This is a genomic window from Enterococcus rivorum (assembly GCF_001742285.1).
Lineage (GTDB): Bacteria > Bacillota > Bacilli > Lactobacillales > Enterococcaceae > Enterococcus_L > Enterococcus_L rivorum.
Genome location: NZ_MIEK01000026.1, coordinates 31,131 through 45,514 on the forward strand (window position 1 = coordinate 31,131; position 14,384 = coordinate 45,514).

Genomic DNA, 14,384 nt, shown 5'->3' on the forward strand with positions numbered 1-14,384 from the left:
TTGCGGCTTTTTTATGACTAAGGGAGCAACATTAAAAAAATGTTAAAGAAGGGGCAACGAATGGAGACAATTAATTTTCCAACTAAGCTACATATCGGAACAGATGTGCTAAAAAATTTAGAAGTATATGAAAATCAGCGGATATTTATTGTAACTGATCCTTTTATGGTTCAATCAAATAAAATTGAAGAAATTACTGCTTATCTAAAAGAGAAAAACGAAGTGAAGATTTTCAGTAATATTATTCCTGATCCACCGATTGAAAATGTTGTAAATGGTATAGAGATTATGTCAGCGTTTAACCCGACTTTACTTTTTGCCGTTGGAGGAGGTTCTCCAATAGACGCTGGGAAAGCAATGAAATTTTTCGGAAAGCAACTAGGAAAAATTGAGGATATACCTTTGATTGTAATTCCAACAACTAGTGGAACAGGATCGGAAGTAACGAATTTTTCGGTTATTACAAATCAAGATAAGGGTGTAAAATATCCTTTAGTAACAGCAGATATACAACCAGATGAAGCATATTTAGCTTCAGAGTTGGTAATTAGTGCTCCGCCAAGTATTACGGCTGATACAGGGATGGATGTGTTAACTCACGCATTAGAATCCTATGTTTCCACTAAAGCAAATGATTTTTCGGATGCTTTATGCGAAAAAGTAGTTGTTCTAGTTTTTGATTATTTGGCGAAATGTTATGAGAATGGACAAGACAAAGAAGCAAGAGAAAAAATGCATCATGCTTCTTGCATGGCAGGTATGGCATTCAATTTGACTTCACTTGGAATTAATCATGGAATTGCGCATGCAGCTGGTGCGAAATTGCATGTAGCTCATGGCAGATTAAATACTATTCTATTAAACGAAGTGATTCAGTTTAATGCTGGATGCGGGTCTTTCAATACGGATTTTGATGAGCGAACTGCAACAAAGTATGCTTATTTATCTACACTGTTAGGCTATGATAGTTCAACTCCTAAAACGGGTGTTAGAAACCTAACTCGTGCAATCACACAATTAAAGAAAAAATTAGCGATGCCAAGCACATTGAAAGAAGCTGGTATTACCTCAGGGAAATTCAATGAATTCAAAGAGGAAATTGCTGAGAGTGCACTATTAGATGGGTGTACAGCGACTAATCCAAAGCAACCGACCAAAAAAGACATTGAGAAAATTTTAGAAACTATAAAATAAGTTAATTAATTGTTGTCCATATAAAAAAAGCATGATAATGTTAATTATCTAGAAAAAAGAGGAGGTGGAATAATTGTCTGAAAAGCAACGAATGATTCAGGAATATGTCCCTGGTAAACAGATAACTTTAGCGCATATTATTGCTAATCCTAATCCAGAGATTTATGAAAAACTAGGATTGCTTGATGTAGAAACGAATGCGATTGGCATTTTGACCATTACTCCTAGTGAAGCGGCAATTATTGCTGTAGATATAGCAACAAAGGCTGGCGACATTAAAATTGGTTTTATTGATCGATTTAGTGGCTCAGTTGTGATTACTGGAGATATATCTTCAGTTGAATCAGCATTGTCAGAAGTTTTATCAGGACTTGGAAACATTTTAGGCTTTAATGAAACACGCATTACAAAAACATAAATAGAAAAGGATGAACCATTATGAACGGAAGAATTGTCATTGTGGACGATGAACCTATTACAAGAATGGATATCCGGGGGATGCTAGAAGCAGAGAACTACGAAGTTGTAGGGGAAGCTTCTGACGGAATAGAGGCAATCGAACTCTGTAAAAAACATCTACCCGACTTAGTAATCATGGATATTAGCATGCCACTTCTTGATGGCTTAAAAGCAAGTAAAAAGATTTTAGATGAAAAGTATACCAAATCAATTATTCTTTTAACGGCTTATAGTGACAAAGAAAACATCGAGAAAGCAAAGAAATATGGAGTAAGTGGCTATTTAGTGAAACCAATCATGGAAAAATCATTAACACCGATGGTTGAAGTTGCTATTGCGAACGGTGCTAAAACAAGAGAATACGAATTATCGCTAGAAAAATTAACAAAGAAGTTGTCTGATCGTAAATTGATTGAGAAAGCCAAAGGAATTATTATGGTGGAACAGAAATTATCAGAAGAAGAAGCGTATCAATTGTTACGTGAACTTAGCATGAATAAGCGATGTCCGATTTCTGAAATTGCTGAAATGTTTGTGGTATCTGATGATGATTGAAGAGATGGAAACTCGACTTAGTGCATTGTGTCAGGAGTATACAGCTCTTTCTCAAGAAGACATTCAAGAATTGATTTTTCAAGCAGAAAAAATTATCGTAAGAAATCTTTATCCTGATAACGATGTGTTTATAGATGTGATGAACGAATTGACAGGGGATGCGATTGTTGTATTCCAAAGAGGACCACTAACCAAGAAGTCTCTTTATTCAAAAGATATTGTTGGTGAAAAAGCGGAACGACACAATGAAGCAGCAGTTTATCGGACGTTTGAGACATCATTGAATACTGTTGGCTTATTAGCAAGGTCTCAAGAAGACGTGATGTTACGCCAGAGAGTCTATCCGATTCGAAATCAACAGAAAAATATTGGCGTGGTCATTGTAGAAGATTCTGTCAATGAAAAAATAAAAAATTCACTGTCGGCTAGAGATAGTGAACAAAACTATCAAAATGCGCAAATTCCTATGACATTTAAAGACTTTGTCACAGATAACATTGACGAAGGAATGTTAATTTTCAATAGTAAGGGCTATTTAGTTCAAATGAATCGAGCAGTGGAGTCTTATTATCATAGCTTTGGTTATTTAGATGACATACTAGGGATGCACTATGATAATTTGTCACTAGATTTATCCACCTTTGAACAATTAAATTATTTAAGATCCAGAAATGAATTGCACAATACGATGGAAAAAGAAATTATATTTGGCAACTATCATTTTGAAATGAAATATATATTTGTTGAAACTGAAGGGATCTTAATTGTTATTTTGCATGACATTACAGAAGTGCGAAAAAAAGAGGCAGAAATCAGCAATAAATCAGTTGTAATCCAGGAAATTCACCACAGAGTAAAAAATAATTTACAAAGTGTTGTTTCTCTTTTAAGGATACAGGCAAGAAGATGTTCTACGGAAGAAGCCCAAAAAGTCTTGACTGAAAGTGTGTATCGAATTATGGCTATTGCCAGAACTCATGAATTACTATCAAAACAACTGGAAGATAATATCTCGTTAAAAGCAGTCTTAGATTCTGTTATTGAAAATATGCGTAGATGCTATGAGAATTTATATCATATTAATATTGAATCAGAAATTGATGACCAACTAATTTTAAATAGTGATGTTGTTGTGACGATTGCCTTAGTTGTCAATGAATTAATTCAAAATTGTTTTGACCACGCTTTTATAGGTCGCGATACAGGATTCATTCAAGTTCGAGTCGTAGAAGAAAATCAATATGTCTACATTACGATTAAGGATAACGGTGTTGGCTACGAAAAAGAAAAAACAGAACAAAATAATTTGGGCTTACAAATTGTTAATAGTTATGTAAAAGAAAAACTAAGAGGGAAGCTTAAAATAACTTCCAATGCTAGAGGTACAGAAACTTCTTTCTATTTTAAAAAATAAAATAATCAATAGACAAGGTCGTCTATTTCGGATAAGCAAAGACGCTTAAAAATCTCTATTTTAGAGTTTTTTAAGCGTCTTTTTCAGACACACCCCAATCAGTAACAAAAAAAGATTTTAGAAAAGGATGTGAAAAAATGATTGAATCAATGCTAAGTGTTGGAATTGATTTAGGAACGTCGACAACGCAAATGGTTATTTCCAAATTAACGATGAATAATATGGCCTCAGCTTTTACTATTCCAAGAATTGAAATAACAAGTAAAGAAGTTTTATTTCGAAGTGACATTATTTTTACACCTTTGAAAGATCGGAACGTTATTGACGTAGATGCTATCAAACAATTTCTTGATACTCAATATTTAAAGTCAGGAATAAAAAAAGACGAGATTCAAATTGGTGCTGTAATTATCACTGGTGAAACAGCTCGTAAAGAAAATTCCAGTTCCGTTTTACAAGCAATGAGTGGTTATGCGGGTGATTTTGTAGTAGCGACAGCAGGACCAGATTTAGAGAGTATTATTGCTGGAAAAGGTGCTGGGGCTCAATCATATTCTAAGGAATACCACACTTCAGTAGCCAATCTAGATATTGGTGGAGGAACAACGAATCTGGTTTTGTTTAAAGATGATGATTTGTTAGACACTGCTTGTTTTGATATTGGTGGACGACTTATTCGAGTAGATAAACTTTCCAAAAAAATTACGTATATATCTCCCAAGCTAAAACAAATAATTGAAAAAGAAGATTGGCAAATTCAGGAAGGTACGACAGCGTCAGCAGAAATTTTGATGCCGATTATAAAAATCTTAGTAGCAGTTCTTGAAAATAGTGTGGGGCTTGGTACTTTGAATCCTTATTACGAATTGTTAGTTACAAATAAAGCGCTGAAACTGCAATCACCGATTGAATGTCTTTCATTTTCTGGTGGGGTTGCCGATTGTATTCAAGAAAATCAATTAGATTTATTTGAATATGGAGATATTGGACTTTTGCTAGGAAGAGAGTTAGCAAAATCTAGACTTTTTGAAGAAAAAAAAGTGATTCAATCAGCAGAAACAATCAGAGCGACAGTGGTTGGTGCAGGTTCTCATACAACAAAAGTTAGTGGTAGTACGATTACTTATGATAAAAAAGTACTTCCAGTTAAAAATATACCCGTCTTGAAATTATCAAAAGTTGATGAACAAGGCACTAAGTTAGATTTAGCAACAAGTATTAAAGAAAAACTGAATTGGTTTACAGTCAATAATGAAAGCCAAGCAGTAGCCTTAGGCTTAACTGGAACGGTTAGTCCTAGTTTTCAAGAAATATCAGATACGGCCAAAGCAATCGTTCAAGGTTTTGAGGAACAAATTGCTAAAAAGTACCCACTAATTATTATTTTACAAGAAGATAATGGAAAATCGCTAGGTCAGTCTTTATATGCCAATCTACCAAAAGATTATCCTTTCGTTTGTATAGATGGGATTCAAGTAGAAAATGGCGATTATGTGGATATCGGGATGCCGATTATTAATGGAAGTGTATTACCTGTGGTAGTTAAAACATTAGTGTTTGAGTAGAGCACGAGGTTTATAATTATAAAAATCTATAAAGGAGGCTTTTATTTCATGATTTTAAAAACAAAATTATTTGGTAAAGTCTATCAATTTGAGTCTGTAATGGATGTTATGGCTAGAGCCAATGAAGAAAAATCTGGAGATCGTTTAGCTGGAGTTGCAGCGGTATCCTCAGAACAACGAGTAGCAGCTAAAGTAGTGTTAGCACAACTAACGATGGAGGATTTATTCAACAATCCGGCTGTCCCTTATGAAGATGATGAAGTAACAAGAATTATTATTGATGATGTCAATCAACGTGCGTATAATCGCATTAAGCATTGGACAGTAGAAGAGTTAAGAGAGTGGATTTTAGATTTTAAAACAACAGATTATGATATTAAACAAGTTGCTAGAGGGTTGACTTCTGAAATGGTAGCAGCAGTAGCAAAATTAATGTCTAACTTAGATTTAATTTACGCAGCTCAAAAAATAAAAATTATTAAAACAGCTAATACAACGATTGGTGAAGAAGGACGCTTCTCAGTACGTCTACAACCAAATCACCCAACGGATGATGTTGATGGAATTATGGCTAGTTTAATGGAAGGATTATCTTATGGTATTGGCGATGCAGTAATCGGTCTTAACCCAGTAGATGATTCAACTGAAAGTGTTAAACGTATTCTTCATAAATTTGAAGAATTTAGAAATGAGTGGGAGATTCCTACACAAACATGTGTATTAGCTCATGTTAAGACACAAATGGAAGCGATGAGACAAGGTGCACCAACTGGCTTGGTCTTCCAATCAATTGCTGGTTCAGAAAAAGGAAACACAGCTTTTGGTTTTAACGCTAATGACATTGCGGAAGCGAAACATCTAGCGTTACAACAAGGTCAAGTAGCTGGACCAAATGTAATGTATTTCGAAACGGGTCAAGGGTCTGAATTATCTTCAGATGCTCATTATGGCGTTGACCAAGTAACGATGGAAGCAAGATGTTACGGGTTTGCTAAACGTTTTGATCCATTCATGGTAAATACAGTAGTTGGTTTTATTGGACCTGAATATCTATATGATTCAAAACAAGTCATTCGTGCAGGTTTAGAAGATCACTTTATGGGTAAATTATCTGGAATTTCAATGGGCTGTGATGTTTGTTATACAAATCATATGAAAGCAGACCAAAATGATGCTGAAAACCTATTAACCTTGCTAGGAACAGCAGGTGTAAACTTTGTGATGGGGATTCCTCATGGAGATGACGTTATGTTGAACTACCAAACGACCGGTTATCACGAAACAGCAACAATTCGTTCAATGTTAAACAAACGTCCAATCAAAGAATTTGAAGAATGGATGGAAAAAATGGGCTTCATGGCAAACGGACAATTAACCGATTTAGCTGGTGATGCTTCTGTATTCTTAAAAAAATAAGGGAGTGAAAACGTAAATGGTGGATAAAAATGATATCAAATCCATGATTGTCTCAATTTTAGAAGAAATGACTGAAACAAAAAGTAGTTCTTCAACAGTACCTTCAACAAGTGAGTCTATCCAGACTCAGCCAAATACGAATCAAACACAAGTAGAAGACGGTATGATTGATGATATAACTGAAGTGAATATTCGTAAACAATTTTTAGTACCAAACCCAGCAGATCGTGAAGGCTACTTGAAAATGAAAGAAAAAACACCTGCGCGCTTAGGTTTATGGCGTAGTGGTCCACGTTACAAAACACAATCTATGTTGCGTTTTAGAGCAGACCATGCAGCAGCTCAAGATGCAGTTTTCTCTTATGTTCCTGAAGAGTTAATTAAAGAGATGAATTTCGTTGATGTCGCAACTAAATGTCGTGATAAAGATGAATATGTCACTCGTCCAGATTTAGGACGTCAATTTGATGAAGCGAACACTGAAAAAATTAAAAACAATGTTAAGCTAAATCAAAAAGTTCAAATTGTTGTTGGAGATGGATTAAGTTCAGCAGCAATTGGTGCCAACATTAAAGAAATTTTACCTTCAATTAAACAAGGACTTAAAATGTTTGGTTTAGATTTTGACGAAAAATCAGTTATTTTTATCAAGCACGCTCGTGTTCCTGCAATGGATCAAATTGGTGAATTAACAGGTAGTGAAGTTATCTGCTACCTAATTGGTGAAAGACCAGGGCTAGTTACCGCAGAATCGATGAGTGCCTATATTGCTTATAAACCAACTGTCGGAATGCCAGAAGCAAGAAGAACAGTTATTTCAAATATTCACAAAGGTGGTACACCAGCTGTTGAAGCTGGCGCGTATATCGCTGAATTGATTCACAAAATGCTAGAACACAAAAAATCTGGTATTGATTTAAAAGAAGCAGAATAAGGAGGTTTTTCACGAATGAAGAATGAACGTTTAGGAGCAAGTGTATTAAGTGTTAAAGTTATTTCAAATGTTGCCCCTTCTATGGCCAAAGCTTTAGGTTTAGGACCAGAACACCGCAGCTTAGGTCTAATAACTTCTGACTGTGATGATGTAACATACGTTGCTTTGGATGAAGCAACAAAAGCAGCCGCAGTTGAAGTTGTTTATGCTAAAAGTTTTTATGGTGGAGCTGCAAATGCTTCAACAAAACTTGCTGGTGAAGTAATCGGAATTTTGGCAGGACCTAGTCCAGCCGAAGTAAAAAGTGGATTAGCAGTAGCGGTGCAGGAAATTGAAAGTGGTGCAAGTTTTTATAGTGCCAATGACGATAATTCAATTCCCTATTTTGCTCACTGTGTGTCACGTACAGGAACTCATTTATCAAAAGAAGCGAACATCGAAGAAGGATCAGCAATCGCTTATCTAATTGCTCCTCCTTTAGAAGCAATGTATGGCATGGATGCAGCACTAAAAGCTGCTGATGTTGAGGTTGCTGCATTTTATGGCCCTCCATCAGAAACAAACTTTGGTGGCGGACTTCTAACTGGAAGTCAATCAGCTTGTAAAGCAGCTTGTGATGCATTTGCAGATGCGGTTATTATGGTTGCTGAAAATCCGACAAATTATTAAGGGATGTGAAAAAGCGCTATGTTAGAAGCTTTAGGAATGATTGAAGTTACAGGTTATCTAGGCGCTATTAGCTCAGCTGATGCAGCATTAAAAGCGGCAAATGTGACGCTTTTACGATCTGAAAAAGTTCAAGGTGGTATTACAACCGTTCAATTGATCGGTGATGTAGCTGCAGTGACTGCTGCAGTTGATGCTGGGAAAGTTGTTGCTGAAAGCTTAGGCTGCTTTAGAGCAAGTCATGTGATTCCGAGAATGGATATTGCTACACAAGCCATTTTATTGGATGTCAAAGAAAAGCCAATGACAGAAAGTGTAGTCTCTGAATCAGTAGAACAAGCGAAGGAACAGATTACTGCTCAAGTAGAAGAATTAAAAGCTGAAATAGTAGAAGAAGTAATCGAAAAAACTCCTGCTAAGAAAAAAGAAAATAAACCAAAAGAAGCAAAGAAAACAACGAAAAAGAACAATAAGAAGTAGTAGGGGGCTGACAAATGGTCACATTAGATAAAGATTTAGCATCTATCCAAGAAGTGAGAGACTTACTTAAAGCTGCAAAAGAAGCTCAAAAAACATTGGCTAAAATGTCTCAAGAGCAAATTGATCGAATTTGTGAAGCAATCGCGTCTGCCGCTTATAACAATCGTGAAAAACTAGCTAAGATGGCAAGTGAAGAAACTGGTTTTGGGATTTGGCAAGACAAGATAGTAAAAAATAGTTTTGCTTCAAAATTTGTGTGGGATTACATCAAAGACATGAAGACGGTTGGAATTATTAATGAAGACAACGATAAAAAAGTGATTGATGTAGCTGTACCAGTAGGAGTTGTTGCTGGTTTGATTCCATCCACAAATCCAACATCAACGGTTATTTACAAAGCATTGATTTCTATTAAAGCAGGAAATGCGATTGTCTTCTCTCCACATCCAAATGCATTAAAAGCAATTTTGGAAACAATTAACATTATTTCTGAAGCTGCTGAAAAAGCTGGCTGTCCTGCTGGTGCGATCAGTTGTATGGTTAAACCAACAATGCAAGGAACAGCTGAATTAATGAAGCATGATGATACTTCACTAATTTTAGCTACGGGTGGTTCAGCAATGGTAAAAGCGGCTTATTCATCAGGAACACCTGCAATTGGGGTTGGACCTGGAAATGGCCCAGCATTTATTGAAAAAACAGCGAATATTCCGTTAGCAGTTAAACGTATTTTAGATTCTAAAACATTTGACAATGGAACAATTTGTGCATCAGAGCAATCAATTATTGTTGAAACATGTAACAAAATTCAAGTTATTGATGAACTGAAAAAACAAGGAGCTTATTTCTTATCTTCAGAAGAATCAGCTCAATTAGAAAAATATATTATGCGCCCAAATGGCAGCATGAACCCGCAAATTGTAGGTAAATCTGTTCAAGCAATTGCACAGCTAACAGGATTAACTGTACCAGCAGATGCCCGAGTGTTGATTGCTGAAGAAACAAGAGTAGGACACAAAGTTCCTTATTCAAGAGAAAAATTAGCACCAATTTTGGCTTTCTATACAGTTAATAATTGGGAAGAAGCTTGTGAACTAGCAACTGACATTTTGTATCAAGAAGGTGCAGGACACACTATGATGATTCATTCTCAGGATGATAAAGTAATCCGTGAGTTTGGTCTTAAAAAACCAGTTTCTCGTGTATTAGTAAACACACCTGGTGCTTTAGGTGGTATTGGTGCTACAACAAATATGGCTCCAGCGTTAACTTTAGGCTGTGGTGCTGTAGGCGGTAGCTCGACTTCAGACAATATTAGTCCAGAAAACTTATTTAATGTTCGTAGAATTGCTTACGGTGTTCGCGAATTAGAAGATTTAAGAGAAACGGGTACTACACCAATTACAACAACTTCAATCAATGAAGATCAATTGGTAGATACATTAGTCGAACGTATTTTAGCTAAGTTACAATAATATTTTTTATAAATATTTTGTATATAAATTTGACTCCTTAATAAATTGTTTATTGAGGAAAAAGACTTTACAGACATGGGCTTCCATGATCACAAAAAAATTAAAAAAACTCTAGGAGGAATTACATTATGAACGCAAATGCATTAGGAATGATCGAAACAAAAGGATTAGTAGGAGCAATTGAAGCAGCAGATGCTATGGTTAAAGCAGCAAACGTAACATTAATTGGTAAAGAACAAGTAGGTGGCGGATTAGTTACAGTAATGGTACGTGGTGACGTAGGCGCTGTTAAAGCAGCCGTTGATGCAGGTGCAGCAGCAGCAGAACGCGTTGGCGATCTATTATCAGTTCACGTTATTCCACGTCCTCATACAGAAGTTGACGCAATTTTACCTCCAACAAAATAAGCATTAAATAATGAACAAGGTTGAAGGAAAAAGATTCGATAGTAATAGCTGAAATAGTAAGAAGACGGTCTCCTTTGATTTCACTTAAAATGTTACTTGAAAACTTTTTCCTTCACTCTTTCAATAGGCTATTTTAGAAAAATTTTGGGTAGAGGTGAACAAAGAAATGAACGAACAATTGATAGATAATCTAGTAGATCAGGTCGTTGCTAAAATAAATGAAGAGCGCGGCTTTCTAGTAGAAGCCAGTGGACGCCATGTCCATTTATCTCAAGAGCATATTGATGCATTGTTTGGAAAAGGCTATCAGTTAACGATTGATAAGTATTTATCTCAACCTGGACAATATGCAGCAAAAGAACGTGTAACCATTTTAGGACCAAAAGGCGCTCTACATAACGTTGTTATTTTGGGACCTGCTCGTTCAGCTTCACAAGTGGAAATTTCTGCAACAGATGCATTACCATTAGGTGTAAAAGCACCTGTACGTGAAAGTGGCGATATCGAAGGAACACCAGGAATCGTCTTGATGAATGGAAGTAAAACAGTTACCCTTGAAAAAGGACTTATCGTTGCTAAAAGACATGTTCATGTCTCTGCGGCAGATGCTATAAAAATGAATGTCGCTCAAGGTGACATCGTGAAAGTTCGTATAAACAGTGAACAACGCTCATTGATTTTTGATGATGTAGTCATTAGAGTAAGTGATAAATTTGTGACAGCAATGCACATTGATTATGATGAAGCAAATGCTTGTTCATTTAAAAAAGGAACTCGCGGTTATATTGTAAAGTAGGGACTAATGATGAAAACTGTTGATTTTGATAGATTAGTAGAGAAAATTACAGATAAAGTAATGGAAAGACTAGCAATAATGGAACCGAATCATAAGATTAAGGTTTTAGGAAATAACCAAGAACTGATTTCTTCTGATTTCTTCATTGGTTTTCAAAAAATGCAACAGGCATCTTCTTCAAGTGCAGTAATCATTACAGAACTTTCTTTTGAAAATCTAGTTAATTGTATGCAATTTCAGCCTGTTAACGACTTTGAGAAAGAAATCATTGAATCCATAAAAGCAGGAAAAGAATTACTAGTTATAAAAGAGGGTCGTACGTACTTATCATTACTGACTTCAGGAAAATATGCATTAAAGCAAAAAATTCAGGAACTTGAATATGAATTTTACCGTTATGGTGGAAAATTTATTTCACTTTCTGAGTTGAAACAACCCGCTTTTGCAAGCCACAATTCGCTTGAGAATAAAACTTTTACTCATAAAAAATACTTAACTGTCAAAGATATTCTTGAAAATAAGCTAGATGCTCAAGCAACGATTGAGATTTCAAAAGAAACTGTTTTAACTGACTATGCGAAAGAGTACGTTCGTGAGAAAGAAATAAAGATTATTCAAGCAAATGAGAAATGAGGGATTAAGATGTTCATCGGACGAGTAAAAGGTAGTTTATGGGCAACGAGAAAAGATGAAAAATTGAACGGCTTGAAATTCTTAGTCGTTGAATTAGATGAATACAACGGACCTCAAAATTCCATTGTAGCCGCTGATAATGCCGGTGCTGGTCTAGATGATCTTGTCTTGATTTCAACTGGTAGTTCAGCTAGAATGTCGTTGGATAACCCTGACATTCCAGTTGATGCAGTCATTGTCGGTATTATTGATTCTGTAGAAATGAACGAATAATGAAGTGGGATGTGAAGTGAATGAGTATCAATGAAGTGATTATGTACATTATCGCTTTTTTTATGGTATTGGGTGCCATCGATAAATGTTTGGATAACAAATTTGGGTTAGGCGAACAGTTTGAAGAAGGAATCATGGCGATGGGGTCACTAGCTCTGTCGATGGTCGGGATTATCACGTTAGCGCCAGTTTTAGCTAATGTGTTAAAACCAGTTGTTGTGCCATTATATACAGCACTAGGAGCTGACCCATCAATGTTTGCGACAACTTTGTTAGCAAATGACATGGGTGGTTTTCCATTAGCAATGCAGTTAGCGCAAGATCCTCAAGCTGGACTTTTTGCTGGAGCTATATTAGGCGCAATGATGGGACCAACAATTGTATTTACAATTCCTGTAGCGCTAGGAATTATAAAAAAAGAAGACCAAAAATATTTAGCAACAGGTGTTCTATCAGGAGTAATTACAATTCCAATTGGTTGTTTCTTCGGCGGTTTAGTGGCAGGATTCCCAGTTGTTATGATTTTGAAAAACTTAGTACCAATTTTATTAGTTGCAGTTTTAATTATGGTCGGTTTGTGGCTAAAACCTGATGCAATGATTAAAGGATTTACTATTTTCGGTAAATTTGTTGTTATTGTGGCTATTGCAGGATTAGTTTTAGGCGCTTTACAATTATTAGTAGGGGTAACAGTGATTGAAGGAATTACTCCTGTAACTGAAGGTATCGAAGTTGTTGGTGGAATTGCCTTAACCTTAGCTGGAGCTTTCTGTCTAGTGTTTGTAATTACCAAATTATTTAACAAACCACTAATGAAACTTGGTAAATTATTAGGCATGAATGAAGTGGCAGCAGCAGGTATGGTTGCGACTTTAGCAAATAGTATTCCAATGTTCCAAATGATGAAAGATATGGATCCAAGAGGTAAAATCATCAATGTAGCCTTTGCTGTTTCAGCAGCCTTTGTTTTAGGTGATCATTTAGGCTTTACTGCTGGCGTTGCCAAAGAAATGATCTTCCCAATGATGGTAGGAAAATTAATTGGTGGAGTTACTGCTGTTTTGGTAGCGATGTTTATGGCAAACCGCATGTTGAAAAAAGAAGCGAAATAGGTGAGAATGAATGGAAAATTTAAGTAAAGAAGCAATTCGAGCGCTTGTTCGTGAAGTGCTGACAGAACAATTACTTTCCTCTGCTGATTGTACAAAAAAAGTAGATCCTAGTGGTGTCTTATCTGTAAAACTACCTCAATTAGATGTTTCAGAAGAAGATCGTCTTGATACAGGAAATCCAGCTCATAAAGTTTATTGTAAAGATTTAGTAACTCTTGATGAAAGTCCACGTTTAGGCTGTGGGTTAATGGTCATGGAAGATACTACTTTTGATTGGCTTTTGGAGTATGATGAAGTAGATTATATTATCGAAGGACAATTAGATGTCATTATTGACGGTCGAGTGATTTCAGCTGGACCAGGAGAAATCTTGTTGATTCCTAAAAGTAGTAAAATCCAATTCTCTGTAAAAGGAAAAGCTAGATTTGTTTATGTAACATATCCAGCCGATTGGCAGCAACAATAATCAATAGTGAAAATGGTTCAGAAAGTTAGGTAGACTGATTTTTTGAACTATTTTTGTACATAGAAAATGTTCTCTTTGAGGTAAAAACTATAAGAAAACAAATACTCTACTAGTATTTCGAGAAAATCTATCCGTTATTGACTTTACAAGAATAAATTTATATAATATGGATAAATGTGTAACAAGGAAGTTACATAGAGTTTACTTATTATTATGTCAATGAAGATATAGCAAAAAAATAAAATATAAAATGTTTCAGCCACTATCATTAGTGCATACTTGCTTCGCTGTCATGATTCTTCATAGAAGTCGATAGTAGGTATTGGCTAAGCGTTTTCTATTCTAGATTTTTTAAAAGTTGTTTGCTAATCTGACATAATGACATTTGTTATCATTCGTCTTTTCCAACAGCAAACTTTTGTGAAAAAGCATGCTGTTTTTTTTATATCTTTGAAAACCACTGGCTAAGCCGGTGGTTCCGGAGAGCTTCCAGCGAGGTAAGAAAAAAAGCCTCCTAAAATGCTAAGATGAAAAAGGTT

At 35.6% G+C, this 14,384-nt stretch carries 16 protein-coding genes; all 16 read left to right on the forward strand.

Translation table 11 applies throughout. The features are described 5' to 3' along the window. The first annotated feature begins 60 nt into the window (after positions 1-60). The 16 genes from BCR26_RS10005 (at position 61) to BCR26_RS10080 (ending at position 13,845) form a co-directional block, all read left to right on the forward strand. The gene (locus BCR26_RS10005; protein WP_069698850.1) at positions 61-1,194 is read left to right on the forward strand and encodes a 1-propanol dehydrogenase PduQ; all 1,134 of its coding nucleotides are present in this window, start codon (positions 61-63) and stop codon (positions 1,192-1,194) included. A 73-nt stretch (positions 1,195-1,267) separates the two neighbouring features. Then, positions 1,268-1,612 (forward strand): ethanolamine utilization microcompartment protein EutS, encoded by a 345-nt coding sequence (gene eutS, locus BCR26_RS10010; RefSeq protein ID WP_069698851.1) that lies wholly within the window; start codon positions 1,268-1,270, stop codon positions 1,610-1,612. Positions 1,613-1,632: 20 nt separating this feature from the next. Further along, the gene (locus BCR26_RS10015) at positions 1,633-2,208 is read left to right on the forward strand and encodes an ANTAR domain-containing response regulator (RefSeq protein ID WP_069698852.1); all 576 of its coding nucleotides are present in this window, start codon (positions 1,633-1,635) and stop codon (positions 2,206-2,208) included. After that, positions 2,201-3,622 (forward strand): sensor histidine kinase, encoded by a 1,422-nt coding sequence (locus tag BCR26_RS10020; RefSeq protein WP_084387104.1) that lies wholly within the window; start codon positions 2,201-2,203, stop codon positions 3,620-3,622. The genes BCR26_RS10015 and BCR26_RS10020 overlap by 8 nt, the downstream gene beginning before the upstream one ends. A 137-nt stretch (positions 3,623-3,759) precedes the next feature. Next, entirely contained in the window at positions 3,760-5,187 is a 1,428-nt protein-coding gene (gene eutA / locus BCR26_RS10025; protein WP_069698853.1) for an ethanolamine ammonia-lyase reactivating factor EutA, read from the forward strand. A 48-nt stretch (positions 5,188-5,235) separates the two neighbouring features. After that, on the forward strand, positions 5,236-6,603 hold the full coding sequence (locus BCR26_RS10030) for an ethanolamine ammonia-lyase subunit EutB (protein ID WP_069698854.1): 1,368 nt from the start codon (positions 5,236-5,238) through the stop codon (positions 6,601-6,603). A 19-nt stretch (positions 6,604-6,622) separates the two neighbouring features. Further along, positions 6,623-7,537, forward strand: coding sequence for an ethanolamine ammonia-lyase subunit EutC (eutC, locus tag BCR26_RS10035; protein WP_069698866.1), 915 nt, complete (start codon positions 6,623-6,625; stop codon positions 7,535-7,537). A 15-nt stretch (positions 7,538-7,552) separates the two neighbouring features. Then, positions 7,553-8,206 carry an ethanolamine utilization microcompartment protein EutL gene (eutL, locus tag BCR26_RS10040; protein WP_069698855.1) on the forward strand — a complete coding sequence of 218 codons (654 nt, stop codon included), beginning with the start codon at positions 7,553-7,555 and terminating at the stop codon, positions 8,204-8,206. 18 nt (positions 8,207-8,224) lie between these two features. Next, positions 8,225-8,683 (forward strand): BMC domain-containing protein, encoded by a 459-nt coding sequence (locus BCR26_RS19120; RefSeq protein ID WP_069698856.1) that lies wholly within the window; start codon positions 8,225-8,227, stop codon positions 8,681-8,683. A 14-nt stretch (positions 8,684-8,697) separates the two neighbouring features. Further along, entirely contained in the window at positions 8,698-10,158 is a 1,461-nt protein-coding gene (locus BCR26_RS10050; protein WP_069698857.1) for an acetaldehyde dehydrogenase (acetylating), read from the forward strand. Between the two features lie 128 nt (positions 10,159-10,286). Beyond that, positions 10,287-10,565 (forward strand): BMC domain-containing protein, encoded by a 279-nt coding sequence (locus BCR26_RS10055; RefSeq protein ID WP_209591822.1) that lies wholly within the window; start codon positions 10,287-10,289, stop codon positions 10,563-10,565. A gap of 166 nt (positions 10,566-10,731) precedes the next feature. After that, positions 10,732-11,361, forward strand: a complete 630-nt coding sequence (eutD, locus tag BCR26_RS10060; RefSeq protein WP_069698859.1) for an ethanolamine utilization phosphate acetyltransferase EutD — start codon at positions 10,732-10,734, stop codon at positions 11,359-11,361. A 9-nt stretch (positions 11,362-11,370) separates the two neighbouring features. Then, a complete protein-coding gene (locus tag BCR26_RS10065) occupies positions 11,371-11,994 on the forward strand; it encodes a hypothetical protein (RefSeq protein ID WP_069698860.1) in 624 nt (207 codons plus the stop codon). A 9-nt stretch (positions 11,995-12,003) separates the two neighbouring features. After that, on the forward strand, positions 12,004-12,267 hold the full coding sequence (locus BCR26_RS10070) for a EutN/CcmL family microcompartment protein (protein WP_069698861.1): 264 nt from the start codon (positions 12,004-12,006) through the stop codon (positions 12,265-12,267). 20 nt (positions 12,268-12,287) lie between these two features. Then, positions 12,288-13,379: an ethanolamine utilization protein EutH gene (eutH, locus tag BCR26_RS10075; RefSeq protein WP_069698862.1), complete on the forward strand. Its 1,092-nt coding sequence runs from the start codon at positions 12,288-12,290 to the stop codon at positions 13,377-13,379. 10 nt (positions 13,380-13,389) lie between these two features. Beyond that, positions 13,390-13,845, forward strand: coding sequence for a cupin domain-containing protein (locus tag BCR26_RS10080; RefSeq protein ID WP_069698863.1), 456 nt, complete (start codon positions 13,390-13,392; stop codon positions 13,843-13,845). The last annotated feature ends 539 nt before the right edge of the window (positions 13,846-14,384 follow it).

Excerpts from the sequence above, each read along its gene's own strand:
- BCR26_RS10005 (WP_069698850.1), top strand. The coding sequence starts at position 61 with ATGGAGACAATTAATTTTCCAACTAAGCTACATATCGGAACAGATGTG.
- BCR26_RS10015 (WP_069698852.1), top strand. The coding sequence starts at position 1,633 with ATGAACGGAAGAATTGTCATTGTGGACGATGAACCTATTACAAGAATG.
- BCR26_RS10020 (WP_084387104.1), top strand. The coding sequence starts at position 2,201 with ATGATTGAAGAGATGGAAACTCGACTTAGTGCATTGTGTCAGGAGTAT.
- eutA (WP_069698853.1), top strand. The coding sequence starts at position 3,760 with ATGATTGAATCAATGCTAAGTGTTGGAATTGATTTAGGAACGTCGACA.
- BCR26_RS10030 (WP_069698854.1), top strand. The coding sequence starts at position 5,236 with ATGATTTTAAAAACAAAATTATTTGGTAAAGTCTATCAATTTGAGTCT.
- eutL (WP_069698855.1), top strand. The coding sequence starts at position 7,553 with ATGAAGAATGAACGTTTAGGAGCAAGTGTATTAAGTGTTAAAGTTATT.
- BCR26_RS19120 (WP_069698856.1), top strand. The coding sequence starts at position 8,225 with ATGTTAGAAGCTTTAGGAATGATTGAAGTTACAGGTTATCTAGGCGCT.
- BCR26_RS10050 (WP_069698857.1), top strand. The coding sequence starts at position 8,698 with ATGGTCACATTAGATAAAGATTTAGCATCTATCCAAGAAGTGAGAGAC.
- BCR26_RS10055 (WP_209591822.1), top strand. The coding sequence starts at position 10,287 with ATGAACGCAAATGCATTAGGAATGATCGAAACAAAAGGATTAGTAGGA.
- eutD (WP_069698859.1), top strand. The coding sequence starts at position 10,732 with ATGAACGAACAATTGATAGATAATCTAGTAGATCAGGTCGTTGCTAAA.
- BCR26_RS10065 (WP_069698860.1), top strand. The coding sequence starts at position 11,371 with ATGAAAACTGTTGATTTTGATAGATTAGTAGAGAAAATTACAGATAAA.
- BCR26_RS10070 (WP_069698861.1), top strand. The coding sequence starts at position 12,004 with ATGTTCATCGGACGAGTAAAAGGTAGTTTATGGGCAACGAGAAAAGAT.
- eutH (WP_069698862.1), top strand. The coding sequence starts at position 12,288 with ATGAGTATCAATGAAGTGATTATGTACATTATCGCTTTTTTTATGGTA.
- BCR26_RS10080 (WP_069698863.1), top strand. The coding sequence starts at position 13,390 with ATGGAAAATTTAAGTAAAGAAGCAATTCGAGCGCTTGTTCGTGAAGTG.